General features: G+C 39.4%; 16 protein-coding genes. 13 read left to right on the top strand and 3 right to left on the bottom strand.

Annotation, left to right across the window (positions count from 1 at the left end; translation table 11 throughout):
- Positions 1-185: 185 nt before the first annotated feature.
- A complete protein-coding gene (locus tag JEP40_RS07030; RefSeq protein ID WP_198622981.1) occupies positions 186-2,804 on the bottom strand; it encodes a DUF4132 domain-containing protein in 2,619 nt (872 codons plus the stop codon).
- Positions 2,805-2,914: 110 nt separating this feature from the next.
- The gene (locus tag JEP40_RS07025; RefSeq protein WP_198622980.1) at positions 2,915-4,045 is read right to left on the bottom strand and encodes a multidrug effflux MFS transporter; all 1,131 of its coding nucleotides are present in this window, start codon (positions 4,043-4,045) and stop codon (positions 2,915-2,917) included.
- 101 nt (positions 4,046-4,146) lie between these two features.
- On the opposite strand from JEP40_RS07025, the gene JEP40_RS07020 reads away from it, so the two are divergent.
- On the top strand, positions 4,147-4,908 hold the full coding sequence (locus JEP40_RS07020) for an AraC family transcriptional regulator (RefSeq protein WP_006537667.1): 762 nt from the start codon (positions 4,147-4,149) through the stop codon (positions 4,906-4,908).
- A gap of 76 nt (positions 4,909-4,984) precedes the next feature.
- Here the strand turns inward: JEP40_RS07020 and JEP40_RS07015 are convergent, their stop codons facing one another.
- The gene (locus JEP40_RS07015) at positions 4,985-6,268 is read right to left on the bottom strand and encodes a citrate synthase (RefSeq protein ID WP_198622979.1); all 1,284 of its coding nucleotides are present in this window, start codon (positions 6,266-6,268) and stop codon (positions 4,985-4,987) included.
- A 630-nt stretch (positions 6,269-6,898) separates the two neighbouring features.
- Between JEP40_RS07015 and sdhC the strand changes: the two genes are divergently transcribed.
- From sdhC to ybgE, 12 genes are all read left to right on the top strand, one after another.
- Positions 6,899-7,279, top strand: coding sequence for a succinate dehydrogenase cytochrome b556 subunit (gene sdhC, locus JEP40_RS07010; RefSeq protein WP_129586864.1), 381 nt, complete (start codon positions 6,899-6,901; stop codon positions 7,277-7,279).
- The gene (gene sdhD, locus JEP40_RS07005) at positions 7,273-7,617 is read left to right on the top strand and encodes a succinate dehydrogenase membrane anchor subunit (protein WP_006537664.1); all 345 of its coding nucleotides are present in this window, start codon (positions 7,273-7,275) and stop codon (positions 7,615-7,617) included. Before sdhC ends, sdhD begins: the two co-directional genes overlap by 7 nt.
- Positions 7,617-9,383 carry a succinate dehydrogenase flavoprotein subunit gene (gene sdhA, locus JEP40_RS07000; RefSeq protein WP_198622978.1) on the top strand — a complete coding sequence of 589 codons (1,767 nt, stop codon included), beginning with the start codon at positions 7,617-7,619 and terminating at the stop codon, positions 9,381-9,383. The genes sdhD and sdhA overlap by 1 nt, the downstream gene beginning before the upstream one ends.
- A gap of 34 nt (positions 9,384-9,417) precedes the next feature.
- Complete coding sequence (locus JEP40_RS06995) at positions 9,418-10,134, top strand: succinate dehydrogenase iron-sulfur subunit (RefSeq protein WP_006537662.1); 717 nt, start codon at positions 9,418-9,420, stop codon at positions 10,132-10,134.
- A 243-nt stretch (positions 10,135-10,377) separates the two neighbouring features.
- Positions 10,378-13,182, top strand: coding sequence for a 2-oxoglutarate dehydrogenase E1 component (sucA, locus tag JEP40_RS06990; protein ID WP_198622977.1), 2,805 nt, complete (start codon positions 10,378-10,380; stop codon positions 13,180-13,182).
- A gap of 13 nt (positions 13,183-13,195) precedes the next feature.
- The gene (gene odhB / locus JEP40_RS06985) at positions 13,196-14,401 is read left to right on the top strand and encodes a 2-oxoglutarate dehydrogenase complex dihydrolipoyllysine-residue succinyltransferase (RefSeq protein ID WP_198622976.1); all 1,206 of its coding nucleotides are present in this window, start codon (positions 13,196-13,198) and stop codon (positions 14,399-14,401) included.
- 159 nt (positions 14,402-14,560) lie between these two features.
- On the top strand, positions 14,561-15,727 hold the full coding sequence (sucC, locus tag JEP40_RS06980; protein ID WP_072070203.1) for an ADP-forming succinate--CoA ligase subunit beta: 1,167 nt from the start codon (positions 14,561-14,563) through the stop codon (positions 15,725-15,727).
- A complete protein-coding gene (gene sucD, locus JEP40_RS06975; RefSeq protein ID WP_072070202.1) occupies positions 15,727-16,596 on the top strand; it encodes a succinate--CoA ligase subunit alpha in 870 nt (289 codons plus the stop codon). Before sucC ends, sucD begins: the two co-directional genes overlap by 1 nt.
- Before the next feature lie 1,477 nt (positions 16,597-18,073).
- Entirely contained in the window at positions 18,074-19,642 is a 1,569-nt protein-coding gene (cydA, locus tag JEP40_RS06970; protein ID WP_193017136.1) for a cytochrome ubiquinol oxidase subunit I, read from the top strand.
- 14 nt (positions 19,643-19,656) lie between these two features.
- Positions 19,657-20,814, top strand: coding sequence for a cytochrome d ubiquinol oxidase subunit II (gene cydB, locus JEP40_RS06965; protein ID WP_198622975.1), 1,158 nt, complete (start codon positions 19,657-19,659; stop codon positions 20,812-20,814).
- 12 nt (positions 20,815-20,826) lie between these two features.
- Positions 20,827-20,940, top strand: coding sequence for a cytochrome bd-I oxidase subunit CydX (gene cydX / locus JEP40_RS06960; protein ID WP_004244425.1), 114 nt, complete (start codon positions 20,827-20,829; stop codon positions 20,938-20,940).
- The gene (ybgE, locus tag JEP40_RS06955; RefSeq protein ID WP_193017138.1) at positions 20,940-21,224 is read left to right on the top strand and encodes a cyd operon protein YbgE; all 285 of its coding nucleotides are present in this window, start codon (positions 20,940-20,942) and stop codon (positions 21,222-21,224) included. Before cydX ends, ybgE begins: the two co-directional genes overlap by 1 nt.
- Positions 21,225-21,292: the final 68 nt, after the last annotated feature.

Raw genomic sequence — 21,292 nt, 5'->3', positions numbered from 1 at the left:
GAAGTGATAATAAAGGCATTTTTTGTGGTATTTAAAAAATTTAAGAATTGTCTGTTTAACAAAGTAAGCGTTAACCCTTAGCTAAATTGATTGAAATTAACAGCAAAAACGGAGCTTAATATCGTTAGAATAAATCCCGTACTTTTCATTTAGTACGGGATAAGAAAATCATCAGTGAATAGTGTTTACCAAGGTAATTTCTTTTCCCAATCAGGAGAAAAACCCACGCAAACATCTGCGATTTTTAAGTATTCTGCATAACTTTCTGCTAATAAAATAGGTGGGATATTTTTGATAGCTAATTTATGTCTATCTAATCCACTTTGGCGACCTTTTTCAAAAACTAACTCTAATAATGCGACAGTGACATTCTCTTCAGGCACACAGTTACCACTAAAGTTGATAATGACACTGAGATCTAAGCCAGAAAAATATTTGTGATAACAGTTATAAAATCCAGCATCTTCTACTGAGCCACGTTGATAGCCTAATTTTGTCATTGCGTTTCTTAATGTATAGGCATCTGTTAACCAACCTTTTTTCTCTGCGATCTGAATTTGTTTATCCTCTAATATTGGTATGTCATGTTCTAATTGGGAAAATAAAAACGCCATTTTGTAATCTTTAAAATGTGCTAACCACGCGTGTTTTTCTTCTTCATTTAAAAATACGCTGTGTGCTAAACGAAGAGATGAATCGCTTTGTAATGTGATCTCTTCATCTTCGATATTTAATAAAGCACCATCATTTGAGGGACGAAATGTATTAATGATTTTATCGTCCTTGATTTCTTGCCAAATTAATCGCTCCATCAATTTATGCATAATCGGATTAGTTTGAAGAAACTCTTGCCAATCAGTGCTTAACCATTGACGTTGAACGCACATTGCTTCGTATAAACGTAATGTCTGTGATTCGATAATCTGCTTTAACTCTTTTTTACTTGATGTGAAGTATTTTTTTGTCTCTTTAATTAGTGTGCTGTCATCATTAACACGAGGTGTTGGCAATGTTTTTATCACTTTTCCTTCAGTGTTAAATAGGACAAATTGCAGTTTATCGTTAACTTTTGCAGTGAATGTGCGCTCACCATAATCTAAAGTCAGTACACCTGAGTCATCAAGTCCGGCTGTTGGTATGGTTCTATCTGCCAGTTCATCTTCAGTCCAATTATTGCGTTGTGCTATTTGGGTGATTAATTGCCGTGCTTTAGTTTGAATAGATGCTGCACGATAACGGCGAGAAATAGAAAGTAAAAATTGAATAATAATTGGGTCATTACTTCCACCAATAGCGTCAATCATCGCTTCTATTTGTGCTCGGCGTTCGTAATGGTCACGCATATAATTTCGCAATAAAGGTACAGCGATATAGCCTTCAATTGGAAAAATAAGCCCTAACATACCTTTTTCTTTAATTGCAGACATAGGGGCGGAATAGGATAGTCCTGAACTCAGATAAATTTTATCTTTTGATGGTGTATCGACATCTTGAGTAATAAATTTAACTAACAGAAACTGAGCAAGAGTCTGTTGGCTTTTTAAAGAAAGTAAATTGATATAGTGATGTAATAGTGTATTACCTGCTGGAAGTTTTAATTTTACCGCTAATATTACCCACCATTGAATAATTCTAGGTTCAACGATTTTATTATCTTTCCACGTCAGTTGAGGCATGGCATTAAAATCAAACCAAGATAAATTATCTGGGATCTTATTTTTTAAGCCAATTTCAGCTTCTGCAAGTAAGGTAAGGGGATCGAGGAAATCTGAAATATCTTCGTCAAAATGTTCTAGTGCAGTAATTAATAGTGTACGAATAACTTCATCATTTTCTGTCTTTAATAAGGCGATTAATGCTGGAGTAGCATCATGATTATTGAGTTCAATTAGCCAATTTATTGCAATAATTCGAGCGTTTTTTTTCTTTGATGTCAGACCTTCTTGAATAAATAAGTGAGGCTCTGGGAGTTTTTCAATAAGTTTTTGTGCGTCAAAGCGATAAATTTGTCTATCTCCTAAAGCAAGTTGCAATACTTTAGGAATAAATTGTGATGGAATAATGGGATAGGTTTCTAATACACGAAGTGCATTATCAAGGCTAAATTGGTCATTATCAGTATTACTTTGATTGGGAATAAGTTGTAAGGCTTCTGCGATATATTCAGGATATTGGTAGTAAAAAGGCCAAATTTGCTCTGGTTTTGATAAATGCTCTATACCATACTGTCCCAGAAAAAAGCTGGCGATAATACGTTTCGCATTAGGGTAATTTCTTTGAATTAAGATCTCTTCAATGTGGCGTAATTCGATATGTTCGAAAATATGCTTAGGATCATAATGATTAATTTCATAACTCGATATATGTTTTGGTTTAAGGTCGTCATCTATTGTGCGAATAAGATGAAAAATCGTGAATTCAGGTAAGCTTGTAATTATGTTTTTATACTGAATAATTTCGCGATCTAATTCATTGAGTGAACCTTCAGGCGAATTAAGTTGATTTAAAATATTTTTCAGACTTGTTTCATTATATTGAGATAAGGCTTCATAAGACTCTTGCGCTTTTTTATGAACAAATGAAGAGCGTTTATTCCAATTTTTTTCGTCAATTGCATTTTGCTTCATCTTTTTTAATAATTCTTTATATGAGTGAACTATGTGCTCATAGGTATTATCAGGTAGCAAAGTGTCTTTAAGTTTAGTTAGTTCCGGTACTTCAAGAGGATAAAGATTATTTACGTTATCAAATTTAGCTAATTTCTTTTCAAGATTTTTTTGAGTTGTACTCATTCCATTTGACATATTTTATCCTTATTTGTTTTTTATCAATTAGTTTTATTCCTTTTGATTTTATATAAATATCACAAAATAAAAAGAACCTCTTATTGATATAAGAAGTTCTTTTGAATTTATTATTTTGTCATTTGACGAGAAAAAGAGAGTAGCAATGAACCTAGACTACAAATTAGTAAGGTGATAGCTAAGTCTTGTCCCCATCCTGCTAGTGCAAGCCCGCCACCAATTAACAAATAGTAGAACAAGCCTAATAATGCACCCGCAGTGCCTAAACGATCTTTATACTGTGCTAATGCTGTAGCTAAGATATTTGGAATAGCAATGCCATAAGCAATAACACTCGTCATCATTGGGATAATAAAGCTAATGTGGTTACGTAAAAAATAAACACCCACAGCACTAACTAATGCAATAAAACTGGCGAGTAAAACTAATTTTCCACATTGCCAATGATGGTTTAATAGTGCTTTATTAATATAAGAGCCTATACCTACGCCTATTGCTAACACAATGCCACTATATCCAAAGGTGCTTGCGCTATAACCTTGTTTATCAAACATAAAAGGTGCTAACTGATAATAAGCAAAAAGGCTGATATTAAAAAAGGCAATTAAGAATACGGTTTTAGCAATCTGCTTATCCTTAAGCATTTTTATTGCAGTTTCTCCTAATGGTGCTGTTTTTATTGTTTCAGGGCGACTTTCAGGTAAAGCAAAAGTACTCCATAACAGTAAAATTACAGCAAGAAGTGCTAGGCCGCTAAATACCCCTTGGTAACCTGAATAGCTAACTAATAATGAACCGCTTAGCATACCTATTGCTGGACTTAGTGCGATAGCGGCCCCCATAACTGAGAATACTTTCGCTAACTCATCACCACTATAGACATCACGCATAATGGTTTGTGTACCTACTGAGCCTACCGCAGCACCAAAAGCGGAAAGCATACGCAATCCAAGTAATACTGAAAAATCTTGTGTCATGAAAACACCAAGACAAGCAATAGCATAAATAAACAACCCAGCTAACATTGTCGGACGACGACCAATGACATCACATAACCGACCCCATATAATGACCCCTAATGCAAATGCAAAGAAATAGAGCGAAAGTGTTTGTCCAGCCTCGTTTGCACTGACATGAAAGCCGTTTGCAATATCAGTAAGTGCTGGGCTATAAATGGTTTCTGCAATTTGTGGAAACATCATTAACGCAATTGCTAACCATAAAGAGAGTTTTTTGTTCATCTTTTTATCCTACATCCTTAAATCTTGATGAACAGAATACAGAGATAATGAATGTCTTGTTATAAACATAAAGACATATTATTTTTCAAATAGGACAAGTAATGGCTTGGCTTAATCAATACGACCACTTTGTGCCAGAAGAGCATCTTGCATCAGTTGTGGGTATTGCGGCAGAAATGGGAAAGCACGATTCAGGATTTCATTCTCATGATAGAGGACAATTATTATTTACGCAGTCAGGATGTATGCGAATTACTTTAGCCTCTCGGGTTTCTGTCTTACCTCCCATGAGAATTGCTTGGATCCCTGCAAAATTAGAACATCGAGTCGAAATGTATGCCTCAGTGGGATATCGTTCTGTTTATATTTCCGATAAATATCATGATAAATTTCCAAGTGAGAGTGAGATATTTACGCTTTCTCCTCTTTTGCGAGAAATTCTTGAGCGCATTTCTGTGGCTGATTTTGATACGCAATGGGAGGAAGGGCGTTATGCGAACCTATTAGCTGTTTTCTTTGATGAAATCACCCAAGCTCAACGACAACCCAATCATTTATTTATGCCGAAAGATAGGCGATTAAAGCGTTTATCATTTGATGATTTGCCACCACCGTTACAAGAAATGGCAAAATATGTGGGAGCGAGTGAAAAAACGATCACGCGTTTATTTTATAAAGAAACAGGCTTAAGTTACCAGCAATGGCGTCAGCAGTGGCGGCTAATGAAAGCGATTGAATTATTAGCAACTCATCATCGTTATATAGATATTAGTCAGATATTAGGATTTGCCAGTGATAGTGCTTTTATCACGTTTTTTAAGAAAATGACGGGGCAGACACCACAAGAATATTTAAAAAGCTGATTAATTTTTAGTAACTAAAATTATAAAGCCCCGATTTAAACGGGGCTTAGTAAGATAAACAATTAATAAAAATCAACTATTTCTTTTTAATTTCACTTTTAAAATCACGTTCCTCATAACCAGTATAAAGCTGACGAGGACGTGCAATTTTCAGACCATCTTCGTGCATTTCATTCCAGTGAGCAATCCAGCCAATTGTACGCGCAATTGCAAAAATAACGGTAAACATATTGGATGGAATACCTAACGCTTTAAGAATAATACCAGAATAGAAGTCTACGTTAGGGTATAATTTTTTCTCAATAAAGTACGGGTCGTTTAATGCGATGCGTTCTAATTCCATTGCCACTTCAAGTAAGCTGTCATTGAGGTTTAATTCTTTTAACACTTCATGACAAGTTTCACGCATAACTGTTGCACGAGGATCGTAGTTTTTGTAAACACGATGACCAAAGCCCATTAAACGGAAGGAGTCATTTTTGTCTTTTGCACGTTTAATGAATTCAGGAATGTGTTCAACTGTTTTGATCTCTTCCAGCATACGTAAACACGCTTCGTTTGCACCGCCATGAGCAGGCCCCCAAAGTGACGCGATACCCGCAGCAATACAGGCAAATGGATTTGCACCTGAAGAGCCTGCAGTACGTACTGTAGATGTTGATGCATTTTGTTCGTGATCAGCATGAAGGATGAAAATTCTATCCATAGCACGCTCAAGTACTGGATTGACAACATATTCTTCGCATGGTGTTGCAAACATCATATGCAGGAAGTTACCCGCATAAGAAAGGTCATTTTTTGGATACACAAAAGGTTGGCCAATCGAGTATTTGTAACACATTGCTGCCACAGTTGGCATTTTGGATAACAGACGATAAGCCGTGATATCGCGGTGAACCGGATTACTGACATCCAATGCATCATGATAGAACGCAGCTAAAGCCCCTGTAACACCACACAATACAGCCATTGGGTGTGAGTCACGACGGAACCCATTGAACAGGCGGGTGATTTGTTCATGGATCATGGTGTGACGAGTGACAGTCGTTTTAAAATTATCGTATTGCTCTTGGGTAGGAGCTTCACCGTATAGCAGGATGTAACAGACTTCCAAATATGTTGATTCAGTCGCTAATTGCCCGATAGGGAAACCACGGTGAAGTAAGATACCGTTATCACCATCAATAAAGGTGATTTTTGACTCACAAGAGGCGGTTGAGGTAAAGCCGGGATCATAGGTGTAATAACCTTTGGAGCCGAGAGTACGAATATCAATAACTTTGGAACCGAGTGTAGGGGATAGAACGTCCAAGTCTACAGATGTTTCATCAATCGTTAGCTTAGCTTTGTTATCAGCCATTTATAATCTCCTTAGCGCTTATATGTCTCCTAACAAAGTCGAGGGTATCTCCATAAAGAATAAAGATGCACTTCGATAGTGAAACTATAGTTGATGTAAGGTACCTAGTTGGGTTTTATTTTATGCCCGTCATCTCTAGGTCTATAGTGTGTCACTTATGTTAAGGAGCTTTTGATGTTATGTTTTTTTAGGTGCTTTTTTATGCAATGCACTTAGAATTAGTACTGCCAACACTTTTACATAAGTTTGAGGTTTCTGGAAGCGTGTTTGCGCACAAAAAAAACATAAACATTAAAATTATGCAGTAAATGTAATTAAAATGTTGTACATGTGTCAAAAATGATAATCATTTTTGCATCAGATATATTAAATAGTGATCCTTCTCACTGTTCGAGGCAAATGTCTGGCACACAAGTTGTGTGGTAATTGTAATAAGTTTGTGAAGCACTTATACTGCGCGCAGGTCTCCGGAACCTTTGTTGTATGGAGAACCAGCGTAACGAATCCACAATTTTTGTAAAATAGACGGATTTAACATTTTACTTAAAATGTGCCTTTGTACCCCATTCGCTGTTTGATTTCCATCCAGGTCCGGAGGAAGGAAAAATTATAAAAGCTGTGTGGGCATAAATTGTGAAAAAACAAAGACCTGTCAATCTGGATTTACAGACGATACAGTTTCCACTCCCTGCTATCGCATCGATCTTGCATCGTGTCTCTGGGGTTATCATGTTAGTCGCAGTTGGCATCTTACTGTGGTTACTTGGCACCTCTCTCTCCTCTCCTGAAGGTTTTCAGCAAGCTGCTGAAATAATGACTGGTTTCTTCGCAAAATTTATTTTGTGGGGCATCCTAACGGCATTGGCATACCATATTTGTGGTGGTATTCGTCACATGTTAATGGACTTCGGCTTTATTGATGAAACCTTGATTGTGGGTCGTAATTCTGCGGCTGCATCTATGGTTATTACAGTAATTTTATCAATATTGGCGGGGGTATTAGTATGGTAAGTAATTCTTCTACTTTAGGCCGTACTGGCATACAGGATTGGTTATTTCTGCGTGCCTCAGCCATCATTATCGTTTTATATGTTCTTTATCTTGTGGGTTTTATTGCAACCACAGAAATTACCTATGAAGTATGGCGTGGGTTCTTTAGCTCATCTCTAACCAAAGTGTTCACCATCTTGACGTTGCTTTCTATTCTTATCCACGCGTGGATAGGCATGTGGCAAGTGTTAACGGACTATATTAAACCGCTGGCATTACGCCTGACTTTACAACTGATTATTGTTGTTGCGCTGTTGGTTTATCTTATTTATGGAACAATTGTGGTGTGGGGTGTGTAATGAATCTGCCAGTAAGAGAGTTTGATGCCGTTGTTATTGGTGCTGGTGGCGCGGGTATGCGTGCTGCTTTACAGATTTCCCAAATGGGTTTGTCTTGTGCGCTAATTTCTAAAGTTTTTCCTACTCGTTCTCATACTGTTTCAGCTCAAGGTGGTATTACGGTTGCGCTAGGTAATACCCATGAGGATAACTGGGAATGGCACATGTACGATACGGTAAAAGGTTCCGATTATATCGGTGACCAAGATGCTATCGAATATATGTGTAAAACTGGCCCTGAAGCAATTTTAGAACTGGAACATATGGGGCTTCCATTTTCTCGCTTAGATGATGGCCGTATTTATCAACGTCCGTTTGGTGGTCAGTCTAAGAACTTCGGTGGCGAACAAGCTGCGCGTACTGCAGCTGCTGCTGACCGTACTGGGCACGCATTGTTGCATACCCTATATCAGCAAAATTTAAAAAATCACACAACTATCTTTTCAGAGTGGTATTCACTGGATCTCGTGAAAAACCAAGATGGCGATATTGTTGGGTGTACTGCAATTTGCATCGAAACGGGTGAAGTGGTTTATTTTAAAGCCAATGCCACTATTTTATCCACTGGTGGTGCGGGTCGTATTTATCAGTCTACTACAAATGCGCATATCAACACAGGTGACGGCGTTGGTATGGCGGTTCGTGCAGGTGTTCCACTGCAAGATATGGAAATGTGGCAATTCCACCCAACGGGTATTGCCGGTGCGGGCGTGTTAGTGACCGAAGGTTGTCGTGGTGAAGGCGGATATCTGTTGAATAAAGACGGTGAACGCTTTATGGAACGTTATGCACCTAACGCTAAAGACCTTGCAGGTCGTGACGTAGTGGCTCGTTCAATCATGATTGAAATTCGTGAAGGTCGTGGCTGTGATGGCCCTTGGGGACCTCATGCGAAATTGAAACTCGATCATCTTGGTAAAGAAGTCCTTGAATCACGTTTACCGGGTATTCTTGATCTGTCTCGTACATTCGCACACGTTGATCCTATCAAAGAGCCAATTCCTGTTATACCTACTTGTCACTATATGATGGGAGGTATTCCAACAAAAGTGACGGGTCAAGCTATTCGTGTGAACGAGAAGGGTGAAGATGTTGTTATTCCTGGACTGTTTGCTGTCGGTGAAATTGCCTGTGTATCTGTTCACGGTGCCAACCGTTTAGGTGGTAACTCACTGTTAGACCTCGTTGTATTTGGTCGTTCGGCAGGGGTTCACTTAAAAGAGTCTCTGATGGAGCAAGGCACGATGCGTGATGCAAGCGAGTCGGATGTTGAAGCAGCATTAACACGTTTAAATCGCTGGGAAAACAATCGCTCGGGTGAAGATCCTGTTGAGATCCGTAAAGCTCTGCAATCTTGTATGCAACATAACTTCTCAGTATTCCGTGAAGGCGATGCAATGGCAAAAGGCTTAGAAGAACTAAAAGTCATTCGTGAGCGCTTACAAAATGCACGACTCGATGATAATTCAAGTGAGTTTAATACTCAGCGTATTGAATGCTTAGAATTAGATAACCTGATGGAAACTGCTTATGCCACTGCGGTATCTGCAAATTTCCGCACAGAAAGTCGTGGTGCTCATAGCCGTTTCGATTTCCCAGAACGTGATGATGCGAACTGGTTATGCCATACATTATATCAACCGCAAACCGAAACAATGACACGCCGTGAAGTCAATATGCAGCCGAAACTGCGTGAAGCCTTCCCACCAAAAGTGCGTACCTATTAATTAGCGGTGTTATTGAAGTTGCGGAGACTTAAATATGAAACTTGAATTTTCGATTTATCGTTACAATCCCGACGTTGATAATGCGCCGCATATGCAAGATTACACCCTCGAAGTTCCTGAAGGGCGTGACATGATGCTGTTGGATGCATTAATTCAATTAAAGGAAAAAGATCCTACCTTATCGTTCCGTCGTTCTTGTCGTGAAGGTGTTTGCGGCTCTGATGGCGTGAACATGAATGGTAAAAATGGTTTGGCTTGTATCACACCTATTTCATCTTTACAGAAAGGAAGTAAGAAAATTGTGATCAGACCGTTACCCGGTTTACCAGTAATTCGTGATTTAATAGTGGATATGACTCAGTTCTATACACAGTATGAGAAAATTCGTCCGTATTTAATTAATAATGGCAAAAATCCTCCTGCTCGTGAGAACTTACAGTCCCCAGAACAACGCGAAAAGCTTGATGGTCTTTACGATTGTATCCTTTGTGCTTGTTGTTCAACCTCTTGCCCGTCATTCTGGTGGAATCCAGATAAGTTTATCGGGCCAGCTGGATTGTTAGCTGCTTATCGTTTCTTGATTGATAGTCGTGATACAGAAACAGAATCTCGCCTTGATGATCTTAACGATGCGTTCAGTGTATTCCGTTGTCATGGCATTATGAACTGTGTCAGCGTATGTCCTAAAGGACTCAATCCAACAAAAGCGATTGGCCACATTAAGTCGATGTTGTTAAAACGTAGTGCATAAAATAATAACCGCCCTAAAATAGTTAGGGCGGTTAATGGAAAAACTAAGTTAGACGTTTGCGGTAAATAGTAAGGCACCTTTAAACACTGTTAGACAGTGCTTAAAGGTTCCTTGAGAGCTAAAGCTCCATATTTAAAGAACCTGCGAGATAGCGGGTCATGAGAGAACCTTGCAATCGACACCGTTTAATCACGGTATTAGTTATCCACGGCGAACTAAAGCTGTATAGCTTAAGGGATCATAATGCAGAACGGCGCAATGAAGGACTGGCTAGAATCAACATTTCTAGCAGGAGAGAATCAGTCTTACATAGAAGACATCTATGAAGATTACCTAACTGACCCAAACTCTGTTGACGAAAGTTGGAGAGAGATTTTTCAACAACTGCCCGCAAGTCAAGGCATAGAGCAGTCGCATTCTCAGACTCGCGACTACTTCAGACGCCTCGCAAAAGAATCCACTCGATATCATACCTCGGTAAGCGATCCGGCAACGGACTCAAAACAAGTCAAAGTTTTGCAGCTCATTAATGCCTTTCGTTTTCGTGGCCACCAAAATGCGAACCTAGACCCACTTGGTTTGTGGAAACAAGAATCTGTTCCAGATTTAGATCCAGCTTTCCATAATCTGACTAAAGAAGACTTTGAAGAAACTTTCAACGTCGGTTCTTTCGCCATCGGCAAAGAAACTATGAAATTAAGTGATTTATATGAAGCCCTGAAACGCATTTATTGTGGTTCAATCGGTGCTGAATATATGCATATCACTAACACTGAAGAAAAACGCTGGATCCAACAACGTTTAGAATCAGTTAATGTTGCAGACCAATTTACAAAAGAAGAAAAGTTACGCTTCCTGACAGAGCTGACAGCTGCTGAAGGGTTAGAACGCTATTTAGGTGCGAAATTCCCAGGTGCAAAACGCTTCTCTTTAGAAGGTGGTGATGCATTAGTACCTATGCTAAAAGATTTAATCCGTCATGCAGGTAAACAAGATACTCGTGAAGTGGTTCTTGGTATGGCACACCGTGGACGTTTAAACGTTTTGGTTAATATCCTTGGTAAAAAACCTGCTGATTTATTTGATGAATTTGCGGGGATCCATAAAGAGCATTTGGGAACTGGTGACGTTAAATATCACCAAGGTTTCTCATCCGATTTTGCAACTGAAGGGGCTCAAGTTCACTTAGCATTAGCCTTTAACCCTTCTCACTTAGAGATTGTTAGCCCAGTTGTTATCGGTTCTGTTCGTGCTCGTCGTGATCGTTTAGATGAAGCGCGTAGTAATATGGTTCTTCCTATTACCATTCATGGTGATGCTGCGGTAACTGGTCAAGGTGTTGTTCAAGAAACCTTGAATATGTCGCAAGCGCGTGGTTATGAAGTTGGCGGTACAGTTCGTATTGTTATCAATAACCAAGTTGGTTTTACCACATCAAATCCAAAAGATGCTCGTTCAACACAATACTGTACTGATATTGTGAAAATGGTTCAGGCACCAATTTTCCACGTTAATGCTGATGATCCTGAAGCGGTTGCTTTTGTAACTCGCCTTGCATTGGATTTCCGTAATACCTTTAAACGTGACGTAATGATTGATTTGGTGTGTTATCGCCGCCATGGCCATAACGAAGCGGATGAGCCAAATGCGACTCAGCCTCTGATGTATCAAAAAATCAAGAAACACCCAACGCCACGTAAAATTTATGCGGATAAACTGGTTGCTCAATCACTACTTGATGCCAATGATGTGACTGAACTGGTTAATCTCTATCGTGATGCACTGGATCGTGGTGATTGTGTTGTTGAAGAATACCGTCCAATGGGGCTACATTCTTATACATGGGAACCGTATTTAAATCACGAATGGAATGAAGACTATCCACATAAAGTAGAAAAAACACGTTTACAAGATTTAGCGCGCCGTGTGAGTACTGTTCCTTCAGAAATTGTGATGCAATCCCGTGTTGAGAAAATTTATGCAGACCGTGCTGTCATGGCAGAAGGTGAAAAATTGCTCGACTGGGGTGCCGCGGAAACATTAGCGTATGCAACTTTAGTTGACCAAGGTATTACCATTCGTCTTTCTGGTGAAGATGCTGGTCGTGGTACATTCTTCCACCGTCACGCCGTTATTCATAATCAAACTAATGGTTCTGTTTATGTTCCACTGGCTAATATTCATAATGCTCAAGGGCAATTTAATGTCTGGGACTCTGTATTAACAGAAGAAGCCGTTCTTGCATTTGAATATGGCTATGCAACAACAGAACCTCGTGGACTGACTATTTGGGAAGCGCAATTTGGTGACTTTGCAAACGTTGCTCAAGTAGTTATCGACCAATTTATTAGCTCTGGTGAGCAAAAATGGGGTCGCATGTGTGGTTTAGTGATGTTGTTACCACACGGTTATGAAGGCCAAGGTCCTGAACACTCCTCTGCTCGTTTAGAACGCTATCTGCAACTGTGTGCAGAGCAAAACATGCAGGTTTGTGTACCATCAACACCGGCTCAGGTTTACCATATGTTACGCCGTCAAGCGTTACGTGGTATGCGTCGCCCACTTATCGTAATGTCACCAAAATCACTATTACGTCACCCGTTAGCGGTTTCTGCATTGGATGAATTAGCCAATGGTAAATTCTTACCTGTAATTGGTGAGATGGATGATTTAAAACCAGCTGATGTAAAACGTGTTGTGATGTGTTCAGGTAAGGTTTACTACGATTTATTAGAACAACGTCGTGCTAACGAGCAAAACAACGTTGCCATTATTCGTATTGAACAACTGTACCCATTCCCACACGAAGATATTGCGCAAATTCTGGCATCTTACGCCCATGTGAAAGATTTCGTTTGGTGTCAAGAAGAGCCTCTAAATCAAGGGGCTTGGTATTGTAGTCAGCATAATTTCCGTGATGCTATTCCTACGGGCGCAACATTACGTTATGCAGGACGCCCTGCATCAGCCTCTCCAGCAGTTGGTTATACCTCTGTTCATCAGGAGCAACAAAAAGCTCTGGTTGAAGACGCACTGAAAGTTGAATAAATAAGGATAGAAAATGAGTAGTGTAGACATTCTGGTACCGGATCTCCCTGAATCAGTTGCTGACGCATCGGTCGCAACTTGGCATAAAAAACCTGGTGATAGCATTCAACGCGATGAAGTGCTGGTTGAAATCGAAACAGATAAAGTTGTTTTAGAAGTTCCTGCAAGTGAAGCAGGCGTATTAGAAAGTATCCTTGAAGATGAAGGCGCAACCGTTGGTTCACGCCAATTACTCGGTCGCATTCGTTTAGGTGATAGCACAGGTATTCCTGCTGATGTAAAACCAGCTCAAGATAGCACACCAGCACAGCGTCAAAGTGCTGATATTGCTGAAAAAGGTAATAACGATGCATTAAGCCCAACAGCGCGTCGTTTAGTCGCAGAGCACGATGTTAATCCTGCTGATGTGAAAGGTAGCGGTGTAGGTGGTCGTTTAACTCGCCAAGATATCGAAGGTCATGTTGCAAATAAAACTGCAACGAAACCTGTTGAGGAAGCTCCTCAAGCGCTGTTATCTCACCGTAGCGAAAAACGTGTTCCTATGACTCGTTTACGCAAACGTGTTGCAGAGCGTTTATTAGAAGCGAAAAACACTACCGCAATGTTGACAACGTTTAACGAAATCAACATGCAACCGATCAAAGATTTGCGTGCTCAATATGGTGAAGCTTTCGAAAAACGCCACGGTGTCCGTTTAGGCTTTATGTCTTTCTATATTAAAGCGGTTATTGAAGCACTGAAACGTTATCCAGAAGTGAATGCTTCTATTGATGGCACAGATGTGGTTTATCATAACTATTTCGATATCAGTATTGCAGTATCAACACCTCGTGGTCTGGTAACACCAGTATTACGTGATGCAGATGCAATGAGCATGGCGGATATCGAGAAAAACATCAAAGAATTAGCAGTAAAAGGTCGTGATGGTAAGTTAACTGTTGAAGACTTAACGGGTGGTAACTTTACTATCACAAATGGCGGTGTTTTCGGCTCATTAATGTCAACGCCTATTATCAACCCACCACAAAGTGCCATTTTAGGGATGCATGCTATTAAGGATCGCCCAATGGCCGTTGATGGTCAGGTTGTTATTCTACCAATGATGTATCTGGCTCTGTCTTATGATCACCGTTTAATTGATGGTCGTGAGTCTGTCGGTTTCTTAGTAACCGTTAAAGAGATGCTAGAAGATCCAGCTCGTTTATTACTGGATGTATAAGTAATAAATATTGCTTTTAGGCAGGAGATGCTCCTCCTGCCTTTAGCAACAGACACAAGCATCAAAGAAGTACAGTGTGTTCGTGAAGTCAGATTTCTCTGGCTTATAGTCAAAAAAATAAGAAAGCCCGACTTTCAACAAGATTATGGATAGAACATCATGAATTTACACGAGTATCAGGCAAAACAGCTTTTCACACGGTATGGATTACCAGCACCTGCTGGTTTCGCCTGCTCCACGCCGCGCGAAGCAGAAGAAGCTGCATCAAAAATCGGTCAAGGCCCTTGGGTCGTGAAATGTCAGGTTCACGCGGGTGGACGTGGTAAAGCGGGCGGCGTAAAAGTCGTTAAATCTAAAGAAGAGATCCGCGCATTTGCTGAACAATGGTTAGGCAAACGTTTAGTGACTTATCAAACAGACGCTAATGGTCAGCCTGTTACACAGATTTTGGTTGAAGCGGCAACCGATATTGCTAAAGAGCTTTATCTTGGTGCGGTTATTGACCGTGGTACCCGTCGCGTTGTCTTTATGGCTTCAACTGAAGGTGGCGTAGAAATTGAAAAAGTGGCTGAAGAAACGCCAGAACTTATTCATCGCGCAATTATTGATCCACTGACAGGCCCTATGCCTTATCAGGGAAGAGAGCTCGCCTTTAAGCTGGGTTTAAAAGGCAAGCAAGTTAGTCAATTTGCTAAGATCTTTATGGGATTAGCTACTATTTTCTTAGAGCGTGATCTTGCGCTAATAGAAATTAACCCTCTAGTTATCACTAAAGAAGATGATTTGATTTGTCTTGATGGCAAATTAGGTGTAGATAGCAATGCATTATATCGCCAGCCAGAGATGCGTGAGCTACACGACCCATCACAGGAAGATCCGCGAGAAGCACAAGCTGCACAGTGGGAGCTGAACTACGTTGCATTAGATGGCAATATTGGTTGCATGGTCAATGGTGCTGGTTTAGCAATGGGTACTATGGATATCGTTAAACTTCACGGTGGCGAACCAGCTAACTTCCTCGATGTAGGCGGTGGTGCAACAAAAGAACGTGTAACAGAAGCATTTAAAATTATTTTGTCAGATGAAAATGTTAGTGCTGTATTAGTCAATATTTTCGGCGGTATTGTTCGTTGTGACTTAATCGCAGACGGTATTATTGGCGCAGTTGAAGAAGTTGGCGTTAATGTTCCTGTGGTTGTTCGTCTTGAAGGAAACAATGCAGAGTTAGGCACCAAGAAATTAGCGGATAGTGGATTAAATATTATCGCAGCTAAAAGCTTAACTGATGCCGCGAAACAAGTTGTTGCAGCAGCGGAGGCAAAATAATGTCTATTTTAATCGATAAAAACACCAAAGTAATTTGCCAAGGTTTTACTGGTAGCCAAGGAACATTTCACTCTGAGCAAGCAATTGCTTATGGTACACAAATGGTTGGTGGTGTTACACCGGGTAAAGGTGGCACTACACACTTGGGACTTCCTGTATTTAATACTGTACGCGAAGCAGTTGAGGCAACAGGTGCAACTGCGACAGTTATTTATGTACCTGCGCCATTTTGTAAAGATTCAATCTTAGAAGCGATTGAGGCCGGCATTAAACTCATCATTACTATTACAGAAGGTATTCCTACTTTGGATATGCTAACAGTAAAAGTAAAATTAGATGAAGCGGGCGTGCGTATGATTGGCCCTAACTGCCCAGGTGTAATCACACCGGGTGAATGTAAGATTGGCATTATGCCTGGCCACATTCATTTACCGGGAAAAGTTGGTATCGTATCTCGTTCAGGTACATTAACTTATGAGGCAGTTAAACAGACAACGGATGTTGGCTTAGGCCAATCAACGTGTGTTGGTATTGGTGGCGACCCAATTCCAGGTTCTAACTTTATTGATATTCTGAAGTTATTCCAAGAAGATCCACAAACAGAAGCGATTGTGATGATCGGTGAAATTGGGGGTACAGCAGAAGAAGAAGCAGCGGCTTATATCAAAGATCATGTGACTAAACCGGTTGTAGGTTACATTGCTGGTGTGACGGCCCCTAAAGGCAAACGTATGGGACATGCAGGAGCTATCATTGCGGGTGGTAAAGGTACAGCGGATGAGAAATTTGCTGCACTTGAAGCTGCAGGTGTTAAAACCGTGCGTAGCTTAGCTGATATTGGCGAAGCCATTAAATCAATGATCAAGTAAGTAAAAATACTGTTAATGGTTTCAGTTTGATACTATTTTAAATGCCAGTTTCTTAAAAGGAAACTGGCATTTTTATATCTAGTTTCATTTAAATATTTATATCTATATCGAGTATTGTGATTAATACTTTAAATATCTATATGGATTTATACTAATCATTTGTTTTATATTAAATTTTTCAATTATTGATTTCTATGCAAAAGATCTTTTTTTTCTTTTTCTAAGCTTTTTGCATAAACTAAAAATAATGATGAATGTTGTGTATATTCATTCTTAGTTGTTAAAAACCATATTTTAAATGCATGTTTTAGGTGAGAAACGAGACTAACAAAAGAAAATAAATAGTTATTTTATGTCGACATCATCATGCTCTTTTCTATAAATATCGTAATAATAGTTCCTAATTTCCCCTTTAATATCGCTGTAAGGCCGATTTTTACTAAGAAGATGGTTTTTTAAACATGTTAATGAGTAAGTGAAAAAGAGGGTAGATAAAGAGGCCTATATGAGAAAATATTCTTTTATTATGATAGAGCATTGAAAAGGGGATTAAAGCCGAAACATGGCTCTTTTATACCTATTGAGTGTAATGATGAAATACTTATGGTCGCGGTAAGAAATGTCCCACAAAAATAATAAAATACAATAAAGATGAGCTGGTTTTCTTTTTCAGGGTGTCGAACAGTTTGTTTTTTTATTATATTGATTTTAATGAGTATTTTTAATTTTTTTGAATCATTTATTTGTATTTTAGATCCATAAGATAGATTAATTACAGTTTACTTATCTGAAATAAAAAATAAAATAAACAGCCATTAATATTAAAAATAGACAATCACTATTAGATTTTATTTTTATCTTTATTTGATAAATTAGCTAGATGTTATTTTCTGTATTTACACTTTTGTAAATTTCAACTTGTTAATTAATAAATTATTTTTTTTAAATATTTATTTTTTACCTGCAAAAAAATGATTTTGATATTAAAATTAATAAAACACAACTAAAAGTGTTTATTTTTAGGCCTTTTATGAAAATAAAAAGTTAATTTTATTATGGAAAATATAAGGAGATAAATTACACTTAAAAATAAAAACAACATTGTATTAACACAATGGTAACTATTGGGTAATTTATTCGCAACTAGTTAACATTAAAGTGTTTTTTTGATGTGGGTCAAGTTATTAATTGTGGCAAAAATTTCTGAATATGCTTAAATTGGCACACGATCAAATATGCTGTTACAAACCTAAAAGTCGTATTTTTGACCTAAGCTCAGAATTCAAATCTGGGTCACGCAAAATATATTTATTATATGTAAATATAAGCGTACTATTTGTAAGGTATTGTGTTTTTGGTCTTTAATATTCGTTGTTGTTTTTAGAGGCATTTATTGCTGGTAGTTATGAGGCTTTATAATTTAATAAAGTCGGGTTGCCGCAAGTCGGTGTCTTCCTGCTAGGAGCAAGGAGTCAAGATGTTTGATATTGTCGAACTGTCACGGTTACAGTTTGCCTTAACAGCGATGTATCACTTCCTGTTTGTCCCGTTAACGTTAGGTATGGCGTTTATGCTGGCAATCATGGAAACGATATATGTCCTGTCGGGTAAACAAGTTTACAAAGATATGACAAAGTTCTGGGGTAAGTTATTTGGTATTAACTTTGCTCTGGGTGTCGCAACTGGGTTGACCATGGAGTTCCAATTTGGTACTAACTGGTCATATTTCTCTCATTACGTCGGTGATATCTTCGGTGCGCCTTTAGCAATCGAAGGTCTGATGGCGTTCTTCTTAGAATCAACTTTCGTCGGATTGTTCTTCTTTGGCTGGGATCGCTTAGGTAAGAAGCAGCACTTGATGGTAACTTGGTTAGTTGCTTTCGGTTCTAACTTCTCTGCACTGTGGATCCTTGTTGCGAATGGTTGGATGCAAAACCCTGTCGCTGCAGACTTCAACTTTGAAACCATGCGAATGGAAATGTTGAGTTTTGCTGATCTGGTTTTAAACCCTGTCGCTCAAGTTAAATTTGTTCACACCGTTGCTGCTGGTTACTGTACTGGTGCATTCTTTGTTCTGGGTATTAGCTCTTACTACTTGCTCAAAGGTCGTGACATCGGTTTTGCAAAACGTTCTTTCGCAGTTGCCGCTACTTTTGGTATCGCAGCTGTGTTATCTGTTATCGTACTGGGTGATGAATCTGGTTACGAAATGGGTGACGTACAAAAAACCAAACTGGCTGCAATTGAAGGCGAATGGCATACAGAAGCAGCTCCAGCTGCATTTAATCTGATTGCATTCCCTAATCAAGAAAAAATGGAAAACTCGTTTGCATTACAAATCCCTTATGTCATGGGTATTATTGCAACGCGTTCTTTCGATACGCCTGTATTAGGTCTTAACGATCTAATGAGCCAGCATGAAGTTCGTATTCGTAATGGTATGAAAGCTTACGAATTATTAAGTGAACTGCGTTCAGGTAATACTGATCCTGCTGTTCGTGCGGCGTTTAATGAAGCTAAGCAAGATTTAGGTTATGGCTTATTACTGAAGCGTTATACTGAAAATGTGGTTGATGCAACAGAAGCGCAAATCAAACTTGCTGCAAAAGACACCATTCCTAATGTTGCACCTCTATTCTGGTCATTCCGTATCATGGTTGCCGTTGGCTTCCTAATGTTACTGATTATTGCTGTCTCTTTCTGGACCGTTCTATCAAACCGTATTGGTAACTATAGATGGTTACTGCGTGCTGCGTTACTGGGTATTCCATTACCTTGGATTGCGATTGAAGCAGGTTGGTTTGTTGCGGAATATGGACGTCAACCATGGGCGATTGGTGAAATCTTGCCTACGGCTGTAGCAACATCATCACTGACACAGGCTGATATTCTGGTATCTATGGGTCTTATCTGTGGTCTGTATACTCTGTTCTTAGTTGCCGAAATGTTCCTGATGTTCAAATTTGGTCGCCTTGGGCCGAGTAGCCTGAAGACGGGTCGCTATCACTTTGAACAGAAGAACGCTTCTTCTGCACAAAGTAAGTAACACAGGAGTCCACTATGTTTGATTATGAAGTATTGCGGTTTATTTGGTGGCTACTGATTGGTATCTTACTGATTGGCTTCGCGGTCACTGACGGTTTTGATATGGGTGTCGGTGTGTTACTACGCGTTATCGCGAAAGATGACACTGAACGCCGTATTTTGATTAACTCTGTTGCACCTCACTGGGATGGTAACCAAGTATGGTTAATCACAGCAGGTGGTGCATTATTCGCTGCATGGCCAATGGTTTATGCTGCGGCATTCTCTGGTTTCTATTTTGGTATGATCTTCGTATTGGCGGCATTATTCTTCCGTCCAGTAGGTTTTGACTACCGTTCTAAACTGGAATCTCCAAAATGGCGTGGTATGTGGGATTGGGGTATCTTTATTGGTAGCTTCGTTCCACCATTAGTTATCGGTGTTGCTTTTGGTAACCTGTTACAAGGTGTTCCATTAGAAGTCGATAGCATGCAGCGTGTATCTTATAACGGTACGACTAACGCGCTGATTAACCTGTTAAGTCTATTAAACCCATACGGTTTATTAGCAGGTGTAATTAGCTTAATGATGATTGTTGCACACGGTGCAAGTTATCTTCAAATGCGTACTACCGGTGAATTACATGAGCGTACTCGTAAAACAACTTACATTACCTCATTAATTACTTTCATCGCATTCGCATTAGCAGGTGTATGGTTAATCTATGGTATCGATGGCTTTATTATTACAAGCACTATTGATACAGCCGGTCCATCATCTCCACTATTGAAAACCGTTTCTCATGAAGCGGGTGCTTGGATGACTAATTACAACAATTATCCAGTATTATGGGCATTGCCGGCCTTAGGCCTGTTATCTCCATTACTGGCGATTGTTGCTACTAAAGCAAATAAAGGTGGTTGGGCATTCCTGTTCACTTCACTGACAATTGCTTGTGTTATCCTAACTTGTGGTGTGACTATGTTCCCATTTGTGATGCCTTCGAGCACATTCCCAGATGTGAGCTTAACAATGTGGGATGCAACTTCTAGCTTGTTTACTCTGCAAGTCATGACAGTTGTTGCGATTATCTTTGTACCTATCGTTCTCCTTTACACCATCTGGTGTTACTGGAAAATGCATGGTCGCCTTGATAAGAAATTTATCGAAGGCAATAATCATACTCTTTACTAAGGAGCATAGAGAATGTGGTATTTTGCATGGCTTCTCGGCACACTCTTCGCTTGTAGTATTGCGGTGATCGCAGGACTAGCTTACGAGCACGCTGAAGCTAAAAAAACTTCAGAAAGTGAAGAATAATGTTGGATAAAAGCTACCAACTACTCGACAAGGGCCCTATACGGGCTCTTGTTTTAATCATGGCGTTGGTGATGGCATTTTGTATTATGTGGGACCCTAGCCGTTTTGCAGCGAACACAAGTTCATTGGCAATTTGGCAAGGCATATTACTGATTTGGTCAGTGTGTGCAGGGGCTACTTTTGGTCTTGCATTTCGCCCTAAACATGTTGTTGCAAAATGTTTATTACATCCAATCCCTGCAATTATTATTCTAGTTGTTGGGTTAAGTTATTTCTTCTTCTAAAAAAATACCTTATTTCTACTCATGTAATGATAAAGAAATAAGGTATTTTATTATCTACTCACTTATCC

This window comes from Proteus vulgaris, from assembly GCF_016239305.1.
Taxonomy (GTDB): Bacteria; Pseudomonadota; Gammaproteobacteria; order Enterobacterales; family Enterobacteriaceae; genus Proteus; species Proteus vulgaris_C.
This window is presented reverse-complemented; position numbering and strand designations above follow the sequence as displayed.

What these genes read in the sequence shown, in the direction of transcription:
- JEP40_RS07030 (WP_198622981.1), bottom strand. Translation starts at nt 2,804, where the DNA reads ATGTCAAATGGAATGAGTACAACTCAAAAAAATCTTGAAAAGAAATTA.
- JEP40_RS07025 (WP_198622980.1), bottom strand. Translation starts at nt 4,045, where the DNA reads ATGAACAAAAAACTCTCTTTATGGTTAGCAATTGCGTTAATGATGTTT.
- JEP40_RS07020 (WP_006537667.1), top strand. Translation starts at nt 4,147, where the DNA reads ATGGCTTGGCTTAATCAATACGACCACTTTGTGCCAGAAGAGCATCTT.
- JEP40_RS07015 (WP_198622979.1), bottom strand. Translation starts at nt 6,268, where the DNA reads ATGGCTGATAACAAAGCTAAGCTAACGATTGATGAAACATCTGTAGAC.
- sdhD (WP_006537664.1), top strand. Translation starts at nt 7,273, where the DNA reads ATGGTAAGTAATTCTTCTACTTTAGGCCGTACTGGCATACAGGATTGG.
- sdhA (WP_198622978.1), top strand. Translation starts at nt 7,617, where the DNA reads ATGAATCTGCCAGTAAGAGAGTTTGATGCCGTTGTTATTGGTGCTGGT.
- JEP40_RS06995 (WP_006537662.1), top strand. Translation starts at nt 9,418, where the DNA reads ATGAAACTTGAATTTTCGATTTATCGTTACAATCCCGACGTTGATAAT.
- sucA (WP_198622977.1), top strand. Translation starts at nt 10,378, where the DNA reads ATGCAGAACGGCGCAATGAAGGACTGGCTAGAATCAACATTTCTAGCA.
- odhB (WP_198622976.1), top strand. Translation starts at nt 13,196, where the DNA reads ATGAGTAGTGTAGACATTCTGGTACCGGATCTCCCTGAATCAGTTGCT.
- sucC (WP_072070203.1), top strand. Translation starts at nt 14,561, where the DNA reads ATGAATTTACACGAGTATCAGGCAAAACAGCTTTTCACACGGTATGGA.
- sucD (WP_072070202.1), top strand. Translation starts at nt 15,727, where the DNA reads ATGTCTATTTTAATCGATAAAAACACCAAAGTAATTTGCCAAGGTTTT.
- cydA (WP_193017136.1), top strand. Translation starts at nt 18,074, where the DNA reads ATGTTTGATATTGTCGAACTGTCACGGTTACAGTTTGCCTTAACAGCG.
- cydB (WP_198622975.1), top strand. Translation starts at nt 19,657, where the DNA reads ATGTTTGATTATGAAGTATTGCGGTTTATTTGGTGGCTACTGATTGGT.
- cydX (WP_004244425.1), top strand. Translation starts at nt 20,827, where the DNA reads ATGTGGTATTTTGCATGGCTTCTCGGCACACTCTTCGCTTGTAGTATT.
- ybgE (WP_193017138.1), top strand. Translation starts at nt 20,940, where the DNA reads ATGTTGGATAAAAGCTACCAACTACTCGACAAGGGCCCTATACGGGCT.